We start from the raw sequence: 21,342 nt of genomic DNA on the forward strand, positions 1-21,342 counted from the left end.
CAGGGTAATGCGCGAACCAGACAACTCGCCGGCTCACCAGTGAACCCGCCGTCGGCTTGACGGGCGCCCACACCGACAGCTTGAATGAGCGGTATGTCGACAGACCGGTCGGTCGAATCACCAACCCAGACACCGTTGTCAGGAGATGACGGCTTCGCCGCAGCCCTCGCCGCGCGCGACGTGCCATTCCTCTTCAACCTCCCTGGGACTCAAACACTCTCGCTGTTGCGCAAGATGGCCGAAAACGCCGGCGGTCCGCGGGCAATCTTCATTCGCCACGAGCAGGCCGCCGCTTACGGCGCGGTCGGCTACGCGAAGGTCAGCGGCCGCCCGGCGGTATGCCTGGCCGTACCGGGCCCGGGCGCGACTAACATGCTGACCGGCGTCGCGTCGGCGCTGGCTGACGGCATCCCGCTCGTCGTCGCGACCCCGCAGGTACCCGCCGAACTGCTCGGCCGCGGCGTCCTGCACGACGCCGACCTGAGAGCATTGTTCGCCCCGACAGTCAAATCCGTGGTTGAAGTCGACGCACCCGAGGACCTCGGGCCGGGCCTTGCCCGCGCGATCGACCTGTCCATCGCGCCACGGCAGGGTCCAATACAGCTGCTTTTCCCGTCGAGTTTCCTTGTGACGCGCATCGATGGATTCGAGCTCCCCGACGTTCCTGACGGCGTCCAGCAGCCGGCGGCGGCCGATCTCCACGCGGCACGGCAGCTACTGCAAACAGCACGGCGACCCATCATCTGGGCCGGCGACCGAGTCCACTTCGCGGGCGCCCGCAAAGAGCTGCGGGAGCTTGCGGAGGCGCTCGGCGCGCCGGTCGTCACCGACGAAATGGCGCGCGGCGTCTTCGCCGAGGATCATCCGCTGGCAATGGGCACGGCCTCGTTCCGAGCGATGCCCGAGGTGCTCGCGGAGGCCGACGTATGCGTCGCGGTGGGTACCGCCTTCCCGGAGTGGTCGACGGTCTCGTGGACGATGCCAGTGCCGCGATCGCTGGTGCACCTCAACGACGAGCCCGGCGTTTTCGACGTCAACTATCCGGCTACCGTCACCGTCGCCGGTGACCTCGCCGCATCGCTGACCTCCCTCGCCGGCGCTTTCGCGGGCCACGCCGCGCCGAGCGACGACTGGGGATCAGCACGGGTCGCGCGCGCCAGAGCCTGTGGCATCGCGGCGATCGCAACCGACCGCGCCGACTACATCGATGCCGATCGCGGCATGCATCCCGGCGATGTCGTCGGCGCGCTGCGGGCGGCGCTGCCCGCCGACGTTCTCGTCTGTACCGACGGCTCGGCGACGGGCAACTGGCTCAGCGAGGAAAGCTTTCCCGTCCTCGCCGGCTCCGGCATGCTGCAGTCCGATGTCTTCAAAGAGACCGGTTCGGCCCTGTGCGCGGGTATGGGCGCCAAGCTCGCCGCACCGGAGCGCGAGGTGGTCGTCGTGCAGGGTGACGGCGGCCTCCTATTCCAGCTCGGTGAGCTGGCGAGCTTGTGCCACAACGAGATCAAGCTCATCCTGGTCGTCTTCGATGACGGCTTCTTCAACGCCGACCGCATCTACCAGGAATACGTGTTCGGAGGCCGGGAATCCGACTGCGCCCTGTTCAACCCGGACTTCGCTGCAGTGGCGACGGCCTTCGGGCTGCACGGCGAGAACGTCACCTCGGTAGCCGAACTCGACGCGTCGTTGCGGGATGCACTCAAACGCAACTCGTCGACCGTGATCGCAGCCAAGATCGATCCAATGGCGTTGCCCTATCGACTGCGCTCTCGGATCGAGGTTTGGAAGCGCCGAACCGCTGCCGCTCAGGCCCCGTCCACCGACTCCACGCACAACAGCGCCCGCGTCACTGCGTCGTAGCCATGCCATCAGGTCCTCCGAACATCTGGGTCGTCGGCATCGGCGGCATCGGCGCCACCCTTGGATGTCGCCTGGCCCGCGACGGCGACGTGTTGCTCGTCGATGGGTGGGGCGCGAACGTTTCCGCGATCCGACACCGCGGCCTGGCGGTGGAGTATGCCGACGAGACGATCATCACGCGGGCCCCAGCGGTCACCCTCGATCGGCTGGCCGATGAGAGGTTACCGGCTCCGCGCACGGTGATCTTGGCCGTCAAGTCCTATCAAACCGCCGACACGATCCGGATGCTCGAGCCGTTACTCGGCCCCCAGACACAGGTGGTGTCGGCGCAGAACGGGCTCAACGAGGACACGATCGCCGACCTGATCGGAGTCGAACGCACGGTCGGCGCCATCTGCCTGTTCGACGGCCAACTGCTGGAGCCGGGCCGCGCGCGGCAGCGACGCACCGACGGCAAGATGGTGATCGGCGACGTGGCTGGTGGCGACGGGCAACGCACGCAGGTGCTGAACGACATCGCGCGGCGGCTGCGCACGGCCGTCGCCGTCGAGGTCAGCGACAACATCTACGGCGAACTGTGGACCAAGGTCATCCGCAACGGGATGATCAACGGTGTGTGCGCGCTGGCCGGCGCCGACGTCGGGACTGCCGCCGCTGATGACGACATGCTGAGCATCATCGTCGCGCTCGGGGTCGAGGGAGTGCGCGTCGCGCGTGCCCTCGGGGTGACGCTGATCGAGGCCGATCTGTATGGCGCTAGCGTGACCGACTTCGAGCGGGGCTTCGATGATCCGGCGAGCTACGAGCGCGTCGCGGCCAAGGTCCGCGCGGAGTATCTGAGCTTCGCGCAGGTGATTCCGTCCATGGCGCAGGACGTCGCGAAGGGGCGGCCAACCGAGATCGAATTCCTCAATGGCGTCGTCGTGGCCAAGGGGGCGACGTTGGGGCTGGAAACGAAGGTCAGCGCGGCGCTCGTCGAAGCCGTCAAACGGATCGAAGGTACCGGGCACCGGCGCGGTGACGGTGGCCCGGCGATCGAGGCGCTGGCCGCGTTGGCCGCCGGCCTCAGGAATGAAGGCTGACCAGATGAGCCCGACGACATGAGCGTGATCGATCGACCGCCGATCAACCTGCGCCATCTCGACAAGCTCTTTATCGACGGGCGGTGGGTCGTGCCGTCCAGCGACGCGACGATCACCGTGATCGACTCCGCCACCGAAATGCCGGCGTTCACCGTGGCTGAGGCGCAGGCGGCCGACATGGCCCGAGCGGTGGCAGCCGCTCGCCAGGGATTCGACGCCGGGCCGTGGCCCCGCTTGACCCACCAGCAACGTGCCGGGCACCTGCGCGCGATTGCTGCTGCACTACGAGAGCGTAGCGAGCAGATTGGCGGCCTGTGGCCGCGCGAGGCCGGAGTGCTGCACAGCATGGCCCGCGGCGTTGCCGCCGGCGCCGCATGGCGCTTCGACTTCTACGCCTCACTTGCCGACACCTTCCCCTTCGAGGAGGAGATGACGCCGACCGCGGGAGGTGAGTTCGGTCTGCTCGTCCGCGAGCCGGTCGGAGTCGTCGGCGCGATCGTGCCGTGGAACGCGCCGCTGGGACTGATGTCGAGCAAGATCGCGCCCGCACTGCTGGCCGGCTGCACCGTAGTGCTGAAGTTGTCACCCGAGGCGCCCGGCGAGGGCTACGTGCTCGCCGAAATTGCCGAGGACATCGGGCTGCCTGCCGGTGTGCTCAACGTCGTTACCGCCGACCGTGAAGTGTCCGAGCTCCTGGTGCGCAATCCAGACGTCGACAAGATCTCGTTCACCGGGTCGACGGTGGCGGGGCGGCGAATCGCCTCGATCTGCGGCGAGCGCATCGCCCGCTGCACGCTCGAGCTGGGTGGCAAGTCGGCGGCGGTCGTCCTCGACGACATCGATCTCGGGCGCGCCGCCCAGGCAATCGCGTCGGCCGAGTGTTCGATCTCGGGCCAGGTGTGCTCGTCGCTGACGCGAATCGTCGTCTCGCGTCACCGCCACGACGAGCTGGTTGACGCGCTCTCGTCGATCTTCTCGCAAGTACGGGTCGGCGATCCCTTCGACCCCGAATCCCAGATGGGACCGTTGGCCTCCGAGCGCCAGCTGCAGCGCGTCCTGGGCTTTATGAGCACCGGGGTTGAGGAGGGCGCGATCCTGGCAACGGGTGGCGGCCGACCGGCCGAGCACGCACGGGGCTACTTTGTCGAGCCGACCGTGTTCGGCAACGTCGACAACGCTTCGACGATTGCGCGCGAGGAAATCTTCGGCCCGGTACTCAGCGTCATCCCGGCCGCGGACGAGCGCGACGCCGTGCGGATCGCCAACGACACGATCTATGGGCTCAACGCGTCGGTGTTCACCGATGACGTCGAAAGGGCGCGCTCTATGGCCACCAAGCTGCGGTCGGGTACTGTTGGGCACAATGCGTTCCGCACCGACGTCGGAATCGCGTTCGGCGGTTTCAAGCAGTCGGGCATCGGTCGCGAAGGTGGTCGCGAGGGGTTGTACCCGTATCTGGAAACCAAGACCGTCATCCTGGACGGGCGACCGAACCAATACCGGGCTGAATGAGTGCCCTCGACCGTCTATTCGGTCGGCTTGACCCCACCAATTCGTCCTGTTAACCTGCGCCGATGGCTCCCCGGAAGAATACTGCGGCCGCCGTGTCCGGTGAGGCAGACACGACAAGCTATGACCGGAAGCGCCGTGACATCGCCAAGGCGGCCGCCAAGGTGTTCTACAAAAAGGGCTACCTGTCGACCAACGTCGACCAGATCGCGGCCGCCGCCGGTCTGCGGAAACCTTCGCTCTACCACTACTTCAAGAGCAAGAGCGACATCTTATTCGCGATCCACGAGGAATTCATCGACGTCCTTCTCGAGAAGCAGAAGGCCCGGGTCGAGACTGAGCGCAGTGTTCGCGAGTCGCTGACAGACGACATGGCCGACGCGCTCGGCTTGCTCGACAGCCACCATGGCCACCACCGCGTGTTCTACGAGAACTTCGACGAGCTGCCGCGCAATCAGCGCAATACCATCCTGGCCAAGAACCGCGATTACTACGCCGGCATCGAGGACAAGATCGAGCGCGGCATCGCCAACGGCGAACTGCGCGACCTGCCCCCTCGGATGATCGCGCTGGCCATGTTCGGGGCGTGCAACTGGGCCTACCAGTGGTATCACCCCGGCGGAGCGATGACGACCCGTGAGATCGCCGAGATGTTTGCGACCATCTTCTTCGACGGCATCGGCCGCTCCGCAGACTGACGCTACCCCCAACAAGACGGTGACTGTTGGCGCGAAAGACCGCCGACAGTATCGACCGTCCGGACGGTCGAGTATGGTAGCGTGACCCGCCGTGGCGCCTTCGAAGCCGTCGTTGTCGCAGGCGGAGGTGAGAGTTGGGCTGCTGAAGCTGTGCAGGGCACGCACGGGAGATCGGGCCGCGCGGGTGACCGAGGTTCGAGCGGTCGGTGGGCACGCCGGCCTGACACTCGGATTCGACCTGCAGTGGACGCCGGACGGGCGTCCTGCGCGCAATGAGGCACTCATCCTACGGCTTGCACCCCCAGGGGTCCGTGCCGCGGGCCCGGCCGACGTCGTACGCCAGGCGCGGCTGCTGCGCTGCCTGAGCTCGCTCGGCGTACCGGTCCCTCGGGTGCGATGGTCCGGCTCGGACACACGCTATTTCGGCACGCCATTTCATGTCGTCGAGCATGTCCGGGGGCGCACGTTCGGGCTCGACGAGCCCGACGGGACCCGTGGCATGGGTGACGTCCACAAGGTCGGCCGCGATGCGATCCGGCGCCTGGTGGAGCTGCACCGGGTTGATCCGGCCGGCGCCACTTCGGTCTTGGGCGAACCGCTGGACCTGCAGACGGATATCGCTCGCTGGGACCGATTTATCGAGCGCGCGGGAGACCCACAGCTCGTCGTCGACGTCCCCGAACTGCGCTCGAAGCTGCGCACGCGCATCCCGCGGGCGCCGCGCATCGGCATCCTGCACGGTGACTATCAGTGGTCCAACATATTGGTGCGCGACGAGCGGATTGCCGCGATGCTCGATTGGGAACTGGCGGCCCTCGGACCGGTGTGGACCGATCTTGGCTGGTTGTGCCTTTTCAGCGATCCCGAATGTTGGGCACCCCCAATCGTGCTGCCCCCATTGCCCAGTCCGCTCGAACTCGTTTCCGAGTACGCGCGCCAATCCGGCGACGACGTCGACGAGATCGACTGGTACCGCGCCCACGCCGCATACAAATTCGGGATCATCGCCGCACTCAACCTCGGCCTGCACCTGCGCGGCAAACGCCACGATCCGTTCTGGGAAGAGCTCGCCCCATCGGTTCCGCGGATGATCACACACGGGATCGAATTGCTCTCAACTTGAGCCGCACGTTCGTCTGCCATGCATCCCGAAGTTTCGCGGGCACCATCGTGGGGGCGCTTGTCCGGGTTGACTTTCGGGTCTCCCGCGATAGCATCAAGAATGGCTAACTCGACCGAACGGTCGGGCGAAAGTGATACTCTGGAGACAATCGTGAGCTGCCGCAACCGCGTCCGTTTTAAGCTGGTGACATCCTGATGACGTCGACGATCGCCCAGGGCCCCACCGAAGTCCGCCCGCAGGACAGCACGGAATCGACCGACAAAGCGCCGAACCGACCGTTGACGATCGACTGCGACGTCCATCCGACGCCGCACGACTTCAACGAGTTTCTGAGCTACGTCCCCGAGCCGTGGCGCAGCCGCGAGGCGATGGCCTACAGCACCCGCGGCGAAGGCACCTCCTACAGCTACTACGTCCCGGGCGGTTCGACCCGCAAGGAAGCGATCCCGAAAACCGGCGGTCCGGCGGCGTCTGACCCGTATCTGACCGCCGAGCAGCTGCTCGAGGGAATCGGCGTGGATATCGCGATCCTGTTGTCGCTCGTCGCTCGACCCGTTGCCAACCCGGTGCACGAATCGGCGTTGTCCGAGGGTTCCAACAGATGGCTGCAGGAGCGCTGGCTGCACGGTGAGTTCGGCGACCGGTATCGCGGCGCGATCCGCGTCTGCGCCGACGCACCGGATCGCGCTGTCGCCGAGATCGCGCGCGCACACGACGCCTCCGACCGGTTCAACTCGGTGCTCGTGGTACCCAACGTGCTGCGGCCGCTCGGCCACGAGCCGTACATGCCGATTTATGCGGCTGCCGCCGAGCGGGGCCTTCCGGTCGTCATGCACCTGACCCGGCCCGCCGGGATGGCGCTCGGCACCCCCGTGGGGTTCCCGCAGCACTTCGTTGAAGTGCAGCCGATGTACTCGCTTCTATACGCCACCCACCTGGTGAGCATGGTCTTCAACGGGGTCTTCGAGCGCTTCCCGCAGCTGCGGGTCGTCTATGTCGAGGGGGGCATCGCCTGGGTGCCTGCCCTCATGCGCCGGATGGATCGCAACTGGGAGGGCCTGCGTTCCGAGGTGCCATGGCTAAAAAAACCGCCGTCAGAGTATGTCGCCGAGCAGGCGTTCTTCACCACCCAGCCGATCGAGGAGCCTCTCGAGGGACCGGCTGCGCTGATGGAGGCGTTCGCCGGGGCCGAGCACCTGCTGGCCCGCAACATTCTCTTCTCCACTGACTATCCCCACTGGGACGCCGACGAACCCCGATGGGTGCTGCGCCAATTCCCCGCCGAATACCACGGTGCGATCCGCGGCGGCAGCGCACGCGGACTCTACAAACTGTGAGCGCGCCAGCCGGGCCCCGCGTTGAGCACTTCGACTGCGGTCCGCTCGCCGATCTCGAAGACGGGAAAATGACGCTCGTCGACGGCCCAGATGGCAGCGTTGGGCTGTTCAGGCGCGGAGAAACCGTGTACGCGCTGCGCAACTGGTGCCCACACAACGGCGCACCCGTGTGCTTGGGCCCCGTGACGGGCACCAACGTGACCAAGGGTGGACACAAGGTCGAGCATATCCGTGACGGCGAGATCCTCAGGTGCCCATGGCACAAATGGGAGTTCGAGCTCGCGACGGGACTCTCCATCACCAAGCCCGTCAGGAAGGTGCAGTCTTACCGGGTCGTCATCGAGAACGACCGGGTCTACTTGGCTATCAGACGCCTCAGAAAGCGAAAAGATGTCGATCCGACCCACGATTGATTGCGTCGTCCACCCATGGCCGGGTGACTCTGAGGACATCCGCGAGTTCCTGCCTGCGCGCTGGGACGGGCAGCCGATCCCAAAGATCGGACGCTACTTCTACCCACCGTCCATCCCGGAGTGGACGCCGATCGGGGATGGCGACGCACGCCCGGCGACGTCAAGCCCCGAGCTGCTCGCCGAGTCCTGGGATGCGTCGGTCGCGACGGACGGCGCGATCCTTGTCCCGCTGACCCGTGGACTGATCCCGGAGCCAGACCTCGGGCCCGCCGTGTGCCGGGCGACCAACGAATGGCTGCGCGCCAACTGGCTGGACCACCCGGCGTTACGCGACCGCGTAGCCGGCGCGGTGCGGATCGACCCCGAGGACGCCGACGCCGCGGTCGCCGAGCTGGAGCGAGTCGCCGGCGATCCGCACTTCGTGACGGTCGCGGTTCCCCTACAGGGCCGCGAACCCTACGGTTCGCGGCGCTACCTGCCGGTCTGGCAGAAGGCCGCTGAGCTCGGGTTCACCGTGACGATCCAGGCCGACGGCGGCTGCGGGATCAACCAATTCCCGACCATGGCCGGATACTGCGACCACTATGTGGAGTACAACTCGCTGTTGCCGTGGACCGCGGCGATGGTCCACCTGGCGAGCTTCGTCGGCGGCGGTGTGTTCGAAAGCATCCCCGAACTGCGGGTCGTGTTCCTCGACGGCGGCGCGGACGTCGTGTTCCCGTTCATGTGGCGGATGGACAAGCCTTGGCGCGGCGTCCGCTATCAGGTGCCGTGGATCGAAAAGCACCCGACCGAGTACCTCGTTGACCACGTGCGTTTCTGTGTCCAGCGCGCCGAGGGGGCCGCGCTTCCGGCGACCAGCCTCACGTCGCTGGCGACCGAGCTGACGGTGTACGGCAGCCGCTTTCCGCACTGGGACGCCATCACCCCCGCAGAGGCCCGTGCGGGCTTGGATGCCGACGCCGCCGAAAAGTTGCTGACCGGCGCCGCGGACTTCTACGGAGGCCGTTTTGCCCGGTGGGCCGGGGGGCTTGCGGCCCGGCCCGGGCTGTCGGTGAGTTAGTGGCCGACACTGACGCCATGCCCACGGCTGCGCCGAATTCCGGCCTTGCGGGGCGGGTGGCGATCGTGACCGGCGGCAGCCGCGGGCTCGGGCGCGCGATCGGGTTCGGGCTGGCGCGAGCCGGTGCCGACGTCGTGATCACCAGCCGTCGCATCGAAAGCTGTCGCGAGACCGCCGAGGCGATCGCTGCGGAAACCGGACGCAAGGCGCTGCCGGTGGCGTGCCATGTCGGGGACTGGGGCCAGATCGACGAACTGCTGGCCCAGACCGAGAACGTGTTCGGTCGTATCGACATTCTCGTCAACAATGCGGGCCTGTCGCCGACCTACTCGTCTGCTGCATCGGTCTCCGAGGAGCTGTTCGACAAGGTAATTGCGGTCAACCTCAAAGGGCCGTTTCGGTTGATGGCGCTTGTCGCCGACCGGATGGGCCGCAGTGGGGGAGGGGCGATCGTCAACGTCAGCAGTGTCGCCGCGGTATGGCCGCGGGGCGACGCGATGCCATATGGCGCGGCCAAGGCGGGGCTGAACAACCTGACGACGGCGTTCGCCCACGCCTACGGCCCCCAGGTACGCGTCAACGCCGTCCAGCCGGGTGCGTTCTTCACCGACGTAGCCAAACATTGGGACATGGAAGCCTTCGCCCGGCACAAAAAGGGGATCGCCCTACGGCGCGGCGGCGAGCCCGACGAGATCGTCGGCGCCGTGCTGTATCTGGCCAGCGACGCCTCCAGTTACACCACCGGGGTGACCATCCCCGTCGACGGCGGCTACTGGCAGCCGTTCGAGCTCGCCGCCCGGCCGGACGCGTGAGCCGACTCGCCGGCGGTTCGCATCCGGTCGGCGTTCCTTCGATCGGCGTGCGCCTCCCGACGCTCGACGCCGAGAACCCGACAGGCCGCGGGCTGCGATCGCTCGCGCAGCGCGCCGAGCAGCTCGGATTCGATTCGCTCTGGTTGCTCGACCATCTGCTGCCGTCGCGCTACGTATTCGACTCGGCCACTTATGATCCGATGACCACGATCCCGTTCCTGGCGGGCTGCACGCAGCGCATCAAACTCGGCACCTCGGTCCTGGTTGTTCCGCTGCGCCACCGACTCTGGCTGCTCAAACAATTGGGCACGCTCTCCGCGCTGGCCGGCGAGCGGATTCTCCTCGGTGTCGGAGTGGGCTACGACGAACGCGAATTCACCGCTGCAGGTGCCGACCGGCGCATGCGTGGCCGCGCCCTCGACGATGTCCTAGAGGCGCTGACCGCAGCGCGGCGTGACGGCTTCCTCACCTACGACGGCTATCCCGTCTCGCCGCCGCCATGTTCGTGGGGCGCGATTCTGGCCGGCGGCGGCGGCAGCCTTACGGTGGAAGACGGTGACGAGCCCGTTCGCATGTCCGAGCGCGTCCTGACCCGCATTGCGCGAGCCGATGGCTGGCTGGCGCGCTCCAGCTCTCCGACCAGTGTGCTCGACGACGATCGCCAAGCGATTGCCGCGCGGCGGGACGAACTTGGCCTCGATCCACATTTCACCCTCGTGCGGGCGACCTTTGTGCACGTCTCGCTCGCAACGCACCGCGAGGACGCGCTGGCCGAACAGGTCAGCGCGATGCGGCTACTCGGCTGGGAAGGCACCGCAGCGGACTTCGCCGGCATCTATCCGGCCGGGACAATCGCGGAAATCGCCGAATGGCTAAAGTCCGACGTCGCGATCGGAGTCGACCATTTCATCCTGCATCCGGTGGGGGATGCCTCAGAGCAGCTTGAGCGTCTCGCCCAGCACATCATGCCCGCGCTTCGTTCGACCCGAGAGACGGGTTAGTCGGACTGCTGCAGCCCCTCACGCATCTGGCGCAACCGGCTCGTCAGGGGAGCGGGATTGCCCTCCGACCACGTGACCCGCAGGCGTCGATGGGCGATGCGCCAACCCTCAGGCGTCCGCACGAGAGAGTCTTCGTAGCGTCCGCCGATGACGTAGCGCTCGCCCGCGGGGGCGCCCCGGGCGATGTGCTGGGCCTGCAGATCGCAAACCGACTCGGCCCGGTCGCCGTCAATCATGCACCGCGGGTTGGCAATCAGATGTTGGGTGACGTCAAACCCCGACAGCACGCCCTCTGCGAAGGCGATGATCGAATCGATCCCGGTGAGCGTGGCGCCGACCTCGCACACGGCGTCTTCGGTAAAGCAGGTTCGCAGGAGCTGCGAGTCGCGATCGTCCAGTGCGTGCGCATACCGGAACAGCGCATCGTGGATGGCGAGTCGATCAGCGACATCATCGGCGGGCATCACTCGCCGAGCCTGGGCAGCACTTTGGACTCGAAGAGCTCGAGCGACTCCCAGCCCAGAGCCGGCGGCATGCCACCCATCAGCGGCTTGAACATCGCCCCCCCGCGCTCGGTGACGGCCTTCACCGCGTCGTCGGGCGTGACCACCTCGTACATGCCCGGCGCGCGCAATTGGTCGGGGTCGGAAATCGGAAAGTAGGGCGATGAACTGTTGGTGGCCGCCCAACGGCCATACTCGTTCATTTCGTACATCGCGTGCTTCGCGATGGTGGCCCACGCTTTCTCGGGGTCTTCGGCGATGTGAAAGAACAACACCATTCGGGCACGGTTGTCCGCTTGCGGCGCCGCCGCCTTGCCCAATCTCTCGCACTCGGCGATGTAGAGCTCGTACAACTCGGGGTGCATCGGCTCGTACCCGTCGGCGAACCGCGCCGCCCGCACCGCGGTGGCCGGTGCCGAGCCGCCGAGATAGATTGGCGGAGAAGGATTCTGCGCCGGCCGCGGCAGGATGCGCACCGTCTTGCCGCGAAATTCGAAGGGCTCGCCGGTCCAGGCCCGCTTTACCGCTTGCAGCGCCTCCTCCATCAGCGACGGGCGCTTCTTGATGTCCAGCCCGAACTGCTCGTATTCCTCGACCCGGTAACCGGCGCCCACGGTGAACAGCGTTCGGCCGTTGGAGATCAAGTCGAGCACCGCCGCGTCCTCGGCGAAGCGCAGTGGGTGATAAAGCGGCAGGAGCGCGACATTGGTGCGGATTTTGAGATTCTCGGTAGCCGCGGCGATCCCCGCGCCCAAGATGAGCGGCGACGGCAGGTAACCGTCGTTGGAGGCATGGTGCTCCAGCAAGTTCACGTCTCGGAAGCCCAGCTTGTCGGCCCACGCCGACATCTCGATCGCGGCCCGGTACAGCTCAGTTGCCGGGGCACCGAATTCCGGGGCCCGCATATCGAAGAGAAGAGAAAGCGTGTACTCGGCGGGGCTTCCCATGCAGGGATCGTAGTCCAATTGTTGAATAGATCTAGAAAAACCGACCTTCCCGTCGCAGGATTCGGTTAGGTTGCCAGGAGCTCGCGGTGCGATCCGATCGGCCAAGGAGGCTGGGGTGAATACGTCGATGAACCGCGTCTGCATATGGTTGGGTCCGATCGGGACGGCGATTATGTTGGCCGGGCTCGTGATCGCGGGCCTGGCGGTGCCACCGCCGCCAGATGCGCCGGTGACCTTCTACACCGATCACCGCCAGGCGATGCAGACAGGGCTGATGATTGCCATGGTCGGAGGCGCGCTGTACCTGCCGTGGATGGCGATGCTGGCTCGGTCGTTCAAGCTGGCTGAGGGGGACCGCTCGGGTTTCGCCTACCTCCAGTTGGCGTTCGGAGTGATCTTCACGGTTCTGGTGGAGTTTCCCTACCTGTTGCTGCAAGTTGCGATCTACCGGCCCGGCACCCCGGCGGCGGTGGTCCAGGGCTTCGTCGACACAGCCTGGGTGATGGCGGCCGGGTTCGGTTACACCCACTTCATCGCGTTGCTGGTGACCGGCATCTACATCGTTCGTGAGCATCACGCACTCGAGGTATTCCCGAGTTGGCTCGGATGGTTGAACATCGTCTGTGCGCTGTTGTGTATGCCCTCATTCTTCGCGGGAGCCGTCAGGTCGGGTGTGCTGGCCTGGAACGGCTTCGTGGCGTTCGGGTTTCCGTCGGTGTCCTTCTTTCCGTGGTACGTCGCGTGGACATATGTGCTGCTCCGCCAGGATCGTCGCGTGTCGGTGGCAGCGAGCGCAGTGACCACGGCGGTCTGACCGCCTTATTGATGGGAACTAGATAAACAGGTCGAGAACGTGATGAATCGCATCTGCATCTAGGTGGGGATGGTCGTCGCCATGTTCGGAGGCGCGCTCCATGGGCCGTGGTTGGCGATGTTGGCGCGTGCGGCCAAACTGGCCGACCAGGGCCGGTCGGGGTTCGCCAACTTTCAGATCGTGTTCGGCGTTTTCTTGATGATCGCGACGTTAGTGCCGTTCTACCTGCTAGAAGTCGCTGTGTTTCGGCCCGGCGCCCCGCACGAGGTGGTCCAGGCGTTCGTCGATGCGGCGTGGATCATGGCGTTGGGATTCGTGTACGTCCACGCCTCGGCCGTCCTTCTGACCGGCGTGTACATCGTGCGTGAGTGCCGCGCCTCAGAGATTCTCCCCCGCTGGCTCGGGTGGTTGAACGTCGTTGTGGCGCTGCTGAGCGCGCCTGGGTTGTTCGCCGGCACCGCCACGAGCGGGGTGCTGACCTGGAACGGCATCGTGGCGTTCGGAATACCGTCTGTCGCATTTTTCCCGTGGCTCCTCGGGTGGACCTACGTGCTGCTGCGCATCGAACGGCTTGCGGTGCAGTGCCGGACAAGGGCTCCTGTCAGCCATTGCGCGAAAAGTCGATCGCAACGCGGGCGGACTCGCCGCGGTGAATCAATTCGATGCCCTCATTGATCTCTTCGAGCGCAATGGTGTGGGATACGACGTCATCGAGACTGATCTTGCCGTCGACATACCAGTCGACGTAGCGCGCCGCGTCCTCGACTGTCGAGCTTCCCATCTGCGAGCGCCGCCAGGTGCGGTTGCGAAGCGTGTTGAGCGAGATGCCCAGCGGCGCGCTCTCGGGAATCATGCCGACCGACACCACCTGTCCCCAGCCGACACTGACGCAGGCGAAGGCCTGCTTGGTCAGCTCGACGCTTCCGACGCACTCCAGGGCATGGTCAGCCCCGACGCCGGTCAGCTCGATGATGCGCGCCACGGCGTCGACCTCTGCGGCGTTGATGAAGTCGGTGGCGCCGAACCGCCTCGAGATCTCCTCTTTTGCCGGATTGATGTCGACGGCGATGATGCGGCTCGCCCCGGCCAGCGCCGCGCCCTGAATCGCGGCCGCTCCGACGCCACCGGCGCCGAAAATGACGACCGAATCGCCCGGGCCGATTTTGGCCGTGAGCAGCGCGGAGCCAAGGCCAGTGGTGACGCCGCACCCGATGCAGCAGGTGGGAATCGCCGGCGGCGCGTCACTGACCTTAGCGATCTGGTCGTCGCGCAAGACGCTGTACTCCGAGAACGCGCCGACGCCGAAGAAGTCGGCGATCGACTGTCCGTCGAACGAGAAGCGCGTCATCTGCGGGTCGCGGAACGTGCGCTGGAATTCGGCGCAGAAGTTCGTCCGTCCGGAGCGACAGTAGGCGCAGTTCCCGCAGTGCGGGATCACGAACGGCACCACGCGATCTCCGGGCGCGAACCTCGTCACCGCGCTTCCGCAAGAGACGACGCGAGCGATCCCCTCGTGCCCGAAGATGACGGGGAAGGCATGGGGGAACGCGCCGGAGGCGAAGTTCAGGTCGGTGTGGCAGATGCCGGCCGCCTCGAACTTGACCATCACCTCGTGCTCGCCGGGGGCGGCGACATCGACGGTCACGACCGCGAGCTCGGCTCCCGGAGCGAATGCCACGGCGGCGCGCGACGTCACCGCCGCGGATGCGCCGCTGTGCTGTTCGGCGGCTTTCTGCCCCTGCATCTCGGACTCCCTCGTCGTCACCTGGGGCATGATCCCGCCCCCGCACGGGCGACCGGTGGCCGCCGCCTTCATGTTATGTTAGACCGACCAGACGGTCGAATACGTTCGAAACAAGTAGGGCGCTGCGTGCACACGGGGCGAGAGCCCGGCGCCATCGGCAGCGCACTTGAGGAGACAGAGATCATGGTGTCAAGCAGCACCGCAGCACGGAACGGTGAGCAGCCCCCAACCGATCGTGACGCCGACGTGGTCGTCATCGGGGCGGGTTTTGCCGGCCTGTATGCCCTATATCGGTTGCGCGGAATGGGTCTGTCAGTAGTCGTGCTCGACGCAGCCGATGAGATCGGCGGCACGTGGTATGTGAACCGGTATCCGGGCTGTCGATGCGATGTGGAGAGCTTCGCATACTCCTACTCGTTCTCCCCCGAACTGGAACAGGAATGGGAGTGGACGGAACGCTACGCCACCCAACCCGAGATATTGAGATACATCCACCATGTCGCCGAGCGGTTCGACCTTCGTCGCGACATACAACTGAACACGCGAGTGCGCTCGGCGACGTGGGATCAAGATGGCGTGCGTTGGCGCCTTACCACCGAGCAGGGCAACCGCTGGACGGCACGATTCCTCGTTACTGCTGTTGGCTGCATCTCAGCGCCGAAGTTGCCAGACATCGAAGGTCTCGACAGCTTCACCGGTGATCGCTACCACACCGCCGAATGGCCGCACGAGGGAGTGGATTTCACCGGTAAGCGGGTCGCTGTCATCGGGACCGGATCGTCGGGCGTGCAAGTGATTCCGATCATCGCGCAGCAGGCAGCGCAGCTCACCGTCTTCCAGCGCACGCCGGTATTCACGATCCCGGCACGCAACCGCCCGTACACCGAGAGCGAGCGCGCAGAGATGAAGTCGCGCTACCAGCAATACCGGGAGGAGTCGCGGTGGACGACCTTCGGGACCGCCGGTCACACGCCAACCGTCGCGGCACTCGAGGTCGATGAGGAGACGCGCCGCAACACTTACGAGCGCGCCTGGCAGGTAGGCCGGGTCAACGAATTGCTAGGCGCCTTCACCGATCTCATGGTCAGCAAGGACGCCAACGAAACCGCAGCCGAGTTCGTCCGCGAAAAGATTCGCACGATCGTGAAGAACCCCGACGTCGCCGCGTCGCTGACGCCGACAAATTACCCGTTCGGTGCCAAACGGCCGTGCATGGACACGAACTATTACGAGACCTTCAACCGGCCCAACGTATCGCTCGTCGACTTGCGCAAGGAACCGATGGCGTGCGTCGTGCCCAACGGCATCCGCACGTCCAAGGCCGACTACCAATTCGACACCCTCGTGCTGGCCATCGGGTTCGACACGTTCACGGGCGCGCTGCTTCGGATGGACATACGCGGCCGGGACGGCGTCTCCCTGAGGGAGCACTGGGCCGAGGGGGCGCGTTCGTATCTTGGGCTCGCTGTCGCCGGCTTCCCGAACATGTTCACGATCACCGGTCCCGGCAGCCCCTCGGTGCTCAGCAACACCATCGTCTCGATCGAACAGCACGTCGACTGGATCGCCGCCTGCATCGGTCATCTCCGCGAGCACTCGATCACCACGATCGAGGCCCAGCCCGACGCCGAGGACAGCTGGGTGAGGCTGGTCAGCAAGTTCGCGGACAAGACGCTGATGACCGAGGCGGATTCGTGGTACCTGGGTGCCAACGTCCCGGGCAAACCCCGGGTCTTCATGGCCTACCTGGCGGGAGTCGGTAACTACCGAAAGACCTGCGACAGGGTCGCCGAAAACAACTACGAGGGATTCACCTTGACGCCGGCGGGAGCGGCTCTCTACGCATGAAATCTTGACGGCTCGAGGATGCGCCGACCGAAGGGACTGGATACGTGCGAGGACTGACTAGCGGGTTTCCGCTGAGTGACGCCCAGCGCGCGATGCTCGACGAGCTCAAGGCCTACCTGGACGAGAACTTTCCGGACGACCGCGCAGTCGCCGCCGACCTGACGGCGGAGTGGGCCAGCGACGAAGAATACGAGTGGCTGCATCAGTTCAATCGCCGGCTTGCCGAAGATGGCTGGCTGATCCCGCACTGGCCGATCGAGTGGGGCGGCCGCGGCCTGACCGACGTCGATCAGATGCTGATCCGCGAGGAACTGGCCTATCGGCGCATTCCGCTGATCAACGTCAACGGTCTGGACATGTTGGCGCCGATTCTGCTGCGCTTTGGTACCGAGGAGCAAAAGCAGCGCCACCTTCCCGGCATCGCTGCGGTGGAAACGATGTGGTGCCAAGGTTTTTCGGAGCCCGAGGCAGGGTCGGATCTGACCTCACTGCGCACGACGGCGGTCCGCAATGGCGACCATTACGTCGTCAACGGCAGCAAGGTCTGGACGGGTCACGCGATGCGGTCGACGTGGATGATCCTGTTGTGCCGCACTGACGAGGGCTCGAAGGGCAGCCGCGGCCTGAGTCTGCTGTTGGTCGACATGGCCAACACCCCCGGTGTGGAGATGACACCGACGGTCGCGATGACCGGCGCCGTGACGTTCTGCCAAGAATTTTTCGTCGACGCGAAGGTGCCTGTCGAGAACATCGTCGGCGCCGAGAACGAGGGCTGGGCGGCATCGCGGGCGCTGCTGGAGCACGAGCGCGGGGGCCCGGGCGTGGCGGCCAAGCTGCGGCGAATGCTTGACGATCTACTCGACCTTGTCGCCGAGGCTCCAGAGGAGGAGTTCGACGCAGATGTGGTCCGGCTTGGCGGCCTCATCGAGAAGGTCGAGGGCGCGCGGGCCATGGCTTACGAGATGGCCGAAGCCAGGACCCGCGCTGAACTGTCGCCCCATATGCCCTCGGTATTCAAGCTCTTCAGCTCTGCGCTGGGTGTCGAGCTGTCCGAGGTAGGTGTCGATCTGCTTGGTCTGGACGCCCCGGCGCATCGGCCCGACATCGGCGCTTGGACACATTGGGACGACTACCTCTACTCGTTTCTCATGCCGATCGCGGGCGGCAGCAACGAGATTCAGCACGAGATCATCGCGTCGAGCTTCCTCGGGGTCGGCCGCAAATGACGTCCCGAGTCGACTACCTCGCTGGTTTCCACTGTGTGGTCCTTGGCCATGGCACGGTCGCCCGCACGGCGTACGAAACGCTCGTCAGTCTTGGCGCCGATGTCGCCACCGTCAGCTATGTGGCCGACGACGCGGACATCGTCATCTGCGACCGCGTCGCCGAGGGGACCGACGAGCTATACCTCTCGCAGGTTGCCCATTGGGTTGAGCATCGTCCCGCGGGCCGCCCTGGGACGTGGGTCACCGTCTCGGCCTTCGGGCTTGACGGCCCGGCTGGCGGTTTGCCGGGCTCCGACCTGGTCTGTGCGGCGGCCGGCGGCATGCTGGCGGCGCTCACCGACGGCGATGGTCGGTTCCATCAGATGCCGGGTGAGCAGGCGCTGCAGGCGACGGGGCTGTTGGCCGTTCTCTCTGCGCTGCATGGAATTTCGCTGAGCCGCCGCGACGGGATCGCTGTGCACCTGGACCTATCCGCCCAGGAGGCCACTGCGTTCTCCTCCGTGCAGCAAGAACTCGCCCACATCTTGTATCGATGCGGTGGTGCCGGCGGTGCGGCCCGCTATTCGGCGCCCGCAGGCGTATTCGAATGCGCGGACGGGTTGATCAACATCATTGTCATCGACGACCACCAGTTCGCTCGTGTCGCCGAGGTCGTCGGGCAACCGGAGTGGATCACTCTGTATCCGACGCTTCCCGACCGAGTCGCCAACGGGGACACCATCAATTCGGTGGTGCAACAGTGGCTGGCTACTCGGCCCAAGGTCGAGTGTGAACGACTGATGCAGGCCAACGGGGTTCCGGCGACCGCCGTGCGCACCATCGCCGAGGTCAACACCTCCGACCAATTCCAGGAGCGGGACTGGACGGCCCGATCCGGCGGATGCGACTCCGCCGTCTCGCCGGTCCCTGCCGTCATAGCCCGTCACCCGGCCCCCTCCCCGCCGGGCGAAAAGCCAGCCGAGCCCACCCTGGATGACCTGCGGGTGGTCGAGGTCACCAATGTGCTCGCCGGTCCACTCAGTGGCTCCATCTTGGGAGCGATGGGCGCGAAGGTGGTGCGACTCGAGGATCAGGCCCGACTCGACGTGTACCGACGCAACGGCCCCTTCGCCGGCGGTGAGGTCGGCCTCGAGCGCGCGGCGTATTTCATGTGTGCGAACTATTGCAAACAGAGCGTCACTGAGGGCGTCGGTGAGGATCCGGAGATTGCTCGACTGGCACTTGGCTGGGCGAATGTGCTGATCGAGAACGTCGGCGCGAGCCGGCTGGCCCGTCTCGGGACCGGTCCGGTAACGGTGGGCGGCGGAGCCGGCGGCATGGCGGCGTCGATCTCGGGCTACGGCCGCAGCGGCCCGCATGCGGACTTCCGGGGCTATGCACCCAACGTGCACGCGTACGCGGGACTTACCGAGGCGATCCACGAGGCAGTGGGATCCAGGGTCTACCTGATCGGCGCGCTCGCCGATTATGCCGCAGCGATCTGGGTGGCCACGCTAGCCGCTGCCTGGTATCTCGGCGGTGCGCATGACGAACAGCACGTTGACCTTTCGATGGCCGAGGCGGTCGCCGTCAAACTGCGCCACCCGCACCGCGAGGTTGGCAAAGTGACCCAGAGTCTGCTTATGGAAACCGCAGACGGCCGCACCGTCGCGGTTTCGTTCTCCGCGGGCGATGGCGGGTGCGTCGCGCGCGCTCTCGGGCGGCAGGCTTCCGACGCCGACGTGGCGTCGCTCGTGAAACGCGCCCTCAGCGAGGATCCCGAGGCCGCGGTCTCGTCGCTGCAAAAGGCCGGGATCGCCGCGTACTTCGTACGGTTGACCGCAGACGTGGTGACGGACCCGCAACTGCGTGCACGCCAATTCTTTTTGCCCGTCGACCATCCAGTGGTTGGCCCGGCCGAAATCATCACCCTGCCGTGGAAGGTGGCGGGCTGCGCGCGCACCGGCTACCGGTCAGCCCCACTGCTGGGCGCGGACGACGCCGGGGCGCGCGAAGCGTTCGCCGTGTACAACGCAGCCGGTTCCCGACAAGGGGTGACGAGTTGACGACGAACATCGCGCATGGCTATCGCGAAAGCGACGAGCGGCGAGAGTTCCGCGCGTCCACCAGCGGAGCGCTGTCCCGGATATGGCGAAACGACGCACTGCGCGACTTTCCCGATACCGCGGAAAGCAAACTGGCCGAGCTCAACTCGGATATCCACCGCAACCTAGCCCTCGGCGGAATCCTCGTGGCCGAAGAGCATGGCGGCCTTGGTGCAACCCCCGAATTTGCGACGGTCGCCGCCGAGGAACTGGGCGCGGGGCTGGCCCCCTATGATCTCCTTGGCGCCTGCATGACGGCACATGTGCTTAACAGCGCCCCGGTTCCGGACCGTGACCTTTGGTTGCGGCGCATCGCCGAAGAGCCTCGTCCGTTCGTGTTCGCGTGGCCGGGGAAGGACTCGTCGTGGAACATCCGCGACCTGACGCCGGCCTCGGTGATACGCGAAACCGCGTGGGCTCGGCTCACCTATGTGCCCGGTCTGGTGGGCGAACCGTTCCTCGCGGTGCCTGCGCGACGGGATGACGAGTTCGGCGTCACGCTGATCGATTGGGCTGCAGCCGTTGACCGGATCTCTGTGACTGAGGTTGCATGCGCGGACACCTTGCGGGCGATCGGGCACCTAGTGCTCGACGGCGTCGAATGCACGTTCCTAGCCGTCCCCGAACGCGCTTTTACCGAGGCGCTGATGCTCGGGGCGATCTTGCTCTCGGCTGAGATGGTTGGCGCGGCGCGTACGTGCATCGAGCGCATGGTCGAATATGGATTGTTGCGGCGACAGTTCGGTCAGCCGATCATTACTTTCCAAGCCCTCAAGCACGCCGTCGTGGATGCCGCCGTTGATTTCGAGCGGGCGCGGGCGAGCGTCTACCGTGCCGCTCGACGAGCCGACGCGACCTCCGTCGACGTTCCGGATGGCGATCTGGGCGAGGCTCTCATGTTCGCCAGGATCGCCAAGGCGTCGGCCGGCACCGCGCTGCGATCGGCGGCTAAGTTGTCTATTCAGCTTCATGGTGGGACCGGCTTTACCTGGGAGAATCTGTCACACCGGTATCTGAAGAAGTGGGTAACGGCTAACGAGCTTTTCGGCTCTGCAGACGCACAACGCCGATTGATCTACGCACAGGCTCAGTCCGGAGCTCGGTAGCAGCTCGTCTGCGCAACTGAACTTTCCACTTGACACACACCTGCGGGCGTACCGAACCCCCTGGGGGCGTGGGCGTTTCGCCCCCTGTGGCGCTAGCCGCAGTGTCGACCTCGTTCGTCGCTGCGGAGTCGACTGCTCAGGCCAAATTCCTTGACAAGGATTATCTATG

At 65.9% G+C, this 21,342-nt stretch carries 19 protein-coding genes; 16 read left to right on the forward strand and 3 right to left on the reverse strand.

All coding sequences use genetic code 11. The features are described from left to right. Nucleotides 1-93 precede the first annotated feature (93 nt). The 10 genes from A5706_RS26315 (at nucleotide 94) to A5706_RS26360 (ending at nucleotide 10,901) form a co-directional block, all read left to right on the forward strand. Entirely contained in the window at nucleotides 94-1,863 is a 1,770-nt protein-coding gene (locus A5706_RS26315) for a thiamine pyrophosphate-binding protein (RefSeq protein ID WP_068137565.1), read from the forward strand. Nucleotides 1,864-1,865: 2 nt separating this feature from the next. Next, nucleotides 1,866-2,945 carry a ketopantoate reductase family protein gene (locus A5706_RS26320; RefSeq protein WP_068137567.1) on the forward strand — a complete coding sequence of 360 codons (1,080 nt, stop codon included), beginning with the start codon at nucleotides 1,866-1,868 and terminating at the stop codon, nucleotides 2,943-2,945. 18 nt (nucleotides 2,946-2,963) lie between these two features. Then, entirely contained in the window at nucleotides 2,964-4,457 is a 1,494-nt protein-coding gene (locus A5706_RS26325; RefSeq protein ID WP_068137570.1) for an aldehyde dehydrogenase, read from the forward strand. Nucleotides 4,458-4,519: 62 nt separating this feature from the next. Next, the gene (locus A5706_RS26330; RefSeq protein WP_082964643.1) at nucleotides 4,520-5,152 is read left to right on the forward strand and encodes a TetR/AcrR family transcriptional regulator; all 633 of its coding nucleotides are present in this window, start codon (nucleotides 4,520-4,522) and stop codon (nucleotides 5,150-5,152) included. Between the two features lie 91 nt (nucleotides 5,153-5,243). Continuing rightward, nucleotides 5,244-6,275, forward strand: a complete 1,032-nt coding sequence (locus A5706_RS26335) for a phosphotransferase family protein (RefSeq protein WP_082964644.1) — start codon at nucleotides 5,244-5,246, stop codon at nucleotides 6,273-6,275. A gap of 194 nt (nucleotides 6,276-6,469) precedes the next feature. Further along, nucleotides 6,470-7,612 (forward strand): amidohydrolase family protein, encoded by a 1,143-nt coding sequence (locus A5706_RS26340; RefSeq protein ID WP_082964645.1) that lies wholly within the window; start codon nucleotides 6,470-6,472, stop codon nucleotides 7,610-7,612. Then, a complete protein-coding gene (locus A5706_RS26345) occupies nucleotides 7,609-8,025 on the forward strand; it encodes a Rieske 2Fe-2S domain-containing protein (protein ID WP_197517989.1) in 417 nt (138 codons plus the stop codon). Before A5706_RS26340 ends, A5706_RS26345 begins: the two co-directional genes overlap by 4 nt. Beyond that, nucleotides 8,003-9,088, forward strand: a complete 1,086-nt coding sequence (locus A5706_RS26350) for an amidohydrolase family protein (RefSeq protein ID WP_068137576.1) — start codon at nucleotides 8,003-8,005, stop codon at nucleotides 9,086-9,088. The genes A5706_RS26345 and A5706_RS26350 overlap by 23 nt, the downstream gene beginning before the upstream one ends. Nucleotides 9,089-9,105: 17 nt before the next feature. Then, the gene (locus A5706_RS26355) at nucleotides 9,106-9,900 is read left to right on the forward strand and encodes an SDR family NAD(P)-dependent oxidoreductase (protein WP_068137873.1); all 795 of its coding nucleotides are present in this window, start codon (nucleotides 9,106-9,108) and stop codon (nucleotides 9,898-9,900) included. Then, nucleotides 9,897-10,901: an LLM class flavin-dependent oxidoreductase gene (locus tag A5706_RS26360; protein ID WP_068137579.1), complete on the forward strand. Its 1,005-nt coding sequence runs from the start codon at nucleotides 9,897-9,899 to the stop codon at nucleotides 10,899-10,901. Before A5706_RS26355 ends, A5706_RS26360 begins: the two co-directional genes overlap by 4 nt. On the opposite strand, the gene A5706_RS26365 is transcribed toward A5706_RS26360, so the two are convergent. Then, on the reverse strand, nucleotides 10,898-11,365 hold the full coding sequence (locus A5706_RS26365; protein ID WP_068137582.1) for a nuclear transport factor 2 family protein: 468 nt from the start codon (nucleotides 11,363-11,365) through the stop codon (nucleotides 10,898-10,900). The genes A5706_RS26360 and A5706_RS26365 overlap by 4 nt on opposite strands. Beyond that, entirely contained in the window at nucleotides 11,365-12,351 is a 987-nt protein-coding gene (locus tag A5706_RS26370; RefSeq protein WP_197517990.1) for an LLM class flavin-dependent oxidoreductase, read from the reverse strand. The genes A5706_RS26365 and A5706_RS26370 overlap by 1 nt, the downstream gene beginning before the upstream one ends. 115 nt (nucleotides 12,352-12,466) lie before the next feature. On the opposite strand from A5706_RS26370, the gene A5706_RS26375 reads away from it, so the two are divergent. Together A5706_RS26375 and A5706_RS26380 are read left to right on the forward strand one after the other, a co-directional pair. Next, entirely contained in the window at nucleotides 12,467-13,165 is a 699-nt protein-coding gene (locus A5706_RS26375; RefSeq protein WP_197517991.1) for a hypothetical protein, read from the forward strand. An 81-nt stretch (nucleotides 13,166-13,246) separates the two neighbouring features. After that, the gene (locus A5706_RS26380) at nucleotides 13,247-13,840 is read left to right on the forward strand and encodes a hypothetical protein (protein ID WP_156767344.1); all 594 of its coding nucleotides are present in this window, start codon (nucleotides 13,247-13,249) and stop codon (nucleotides 13,838-13,840) included. Here A5706_RS26380 and A5706_RS26385 read toward each other — a convergent pair. Further along, nucleotides 13,767-14,930, reverse strand: coding sequence for a zinc-binding dehydrogenase (locus tag A5706_RS26385; RefSeq protein WP_197517992.1), 1,164 nt, complete (start codon nucleotides 14,928-14,930; stop codon nucleotides 13,767-13,769). The two genes, A5706_RS26380 and A5706_RS26385, sit on opposite strands and share 74 nt — an antisense overlap. Nucleotides 14,931-15,092: 162 nt before the next feature. Between A5706_RS26385 and A5706_RS26390 the strand changes: the two genes are divergently transcribed. The 4 genes from A5706_RS26390 to A5706_RS26405 are packed head-to-tail and all read left to right on the forward strand — an operon-like array spanning nucleotide 15,093 to nucleotide 21,173. After that, nucleotides 15,093-16,757, forward strand: coding sequence for an NAD(P)/FAD-dependent oxidoreductase (locus tag A5706_RS26390; protein WP_068137878.1), 1,665 nt, complete (start codon nucleotides 15,093-15,095; stop codon nucleotides 16,755-16,757). A gap of 44 nt (nucleotides 16,758-16,801) precedes the next feature. After that, nucleotides 16,802-17,983, forward strand: a complete 1,182-nt coding sequence (locus tag A5706_RS26395; RefSeq protein WP_156767345.1) for an acyl-CoA dehydrogenase family protein — start codon at nucleotides 16,802-16,804, stop codon at nucleotides 17,981-17,983. Then, nucleotides 17,980-20,028 carry a CoA transferase gene (locus A5706_RS26400; RefSeq protein WP_082964650.1) on the forward strand — a complete coding sequence of 683 codons (2,049 nt, stop codon included), beginning with the start codon at nucleotides 17,980-17,982 and terminating at the stop codon, nucleotides 20,026-20,028. Before A5706_RS26395 ends, A5706_RS26400 begins: the two co-directional genes overlap by 4 nt. Continuing rightward, nucleotides 20,025-21,173 carry an acyl-CoA dehydrogenase family protein gene (locus A5706_RS26405; protein ID WP_068137599.1) on the forward strand — a complete coding sequence of 383 codons (1,149 nt, stop codon included), beginning with the start codon at nucleotides 20,025-20,027 and terminating at the stop codon, nucleotides 21,171-21,173. The genes A5706_RS26400 and A5706_RS26405 overlap by 4 nt, the downstream gene beginning before the upstream one ends. Nucleotides 21,174-21,342: the final 169 nt, after the last annotated feature.

The organism is Mycobacterium sp. E796 (assembly GCF_001672815.1).
Lineage (GTDB): Bacteria > Actinomycetota > Actinomycetes > Mycobacteriales > Mycobacteriaceae > Mycobacterium.

What these genes read in the sequence shown, in the direction of transcription:
- A5706_RS26315 (WP_068137565.1), top strand. Translation starts at nt 94, where the DNA reads ATGTCGACAGACCGGTCGGTCGAATCACCAACCCAGACACCGTTGTCA.
- A5706_RS26320 (WP_068137567.1), top strand. Translation starts at nt 1,866, where the DNA reads ATGCCATCAGGTCCTCCGAACATCTGGGTCGTCGGCATCGGCGGCATC.
- A5706_RS26325 (WP_068137570.1), top strand. Translation starts at nt 2,964, where the DNA reads ATGAGCGTGATCGATCGACCGCCGATCAACCTGCGCCATCTCGACAAG.
- A5706_RS26330 (WP_082964643.1), top strand. Translation starts at nt 4,520, where the DNA reads ATGGCTCCCCGGAAGAATACTGCGGCCGCCGTGTCCGGTGAGGCAGAC.
- A5706_RS26340 (WP_082964645.1), top strand. Translation starts at nt 6,470, where the DNA reads ATGACGTCGACGATCGCCCAGGGCCCCACCGAAGTCCGCCCGCAGGAC.
- A5706_RS26350 (WP_068137576.1), top strand. Translation starts at nt 8,003, where the DNA reads ATGTCGATCCGACCCACGATTGATTGCGTCGTCCACCCATGGCCGGGT.
- A5706_RS26355 (WP_068137873.1), top strand. Translation starts at nt 9,106, where the DNA reads ATGCCCACGGCTGCGCCGAATTCCGGCCTTGCGGGGCGGGTGGCGATC.
- A5706_RS26365 (WP_068137582.1), bottom strand. Translation starts at nt 11,365, where the DNA reads ATGCCCGCCGATGATGTCGCTGATCGACTCGCCATCCACGATGCGCTG.
- A5706_RS26370 (WP_197517990.1), bottom strand. Translation starts at nt 12,351, where the DNA reads ATGGGAAGCCCCGCCGAGTACACGCTTTCTCTTCTCTTCGATATGCGG.
- A5706_RS26380 (WP_156767344.1), top strand. Translation starts at nt 13,247, where the DNA reads ATGTTCGGAGGCGCGCTCCATGGGCCGTGGTTGGCGATGTTGGCGCGT.
- A5706_RS26390 (WP_068137878.1), top strand. Translation starts at nt 15,093, where the DNA reads ATGGTGTCAAGCAGCACCGCAGCACGGAACGGTGAGCAGCCCCCAACC.
- A5706_RS26400 (WP_082964650.1), top strand. Translation starts at nt 17,980, where the DNA reads ATGACGTCCCGAGTCGACTACCTCGCTGGTTTCCACTGTGTGGTCCTT.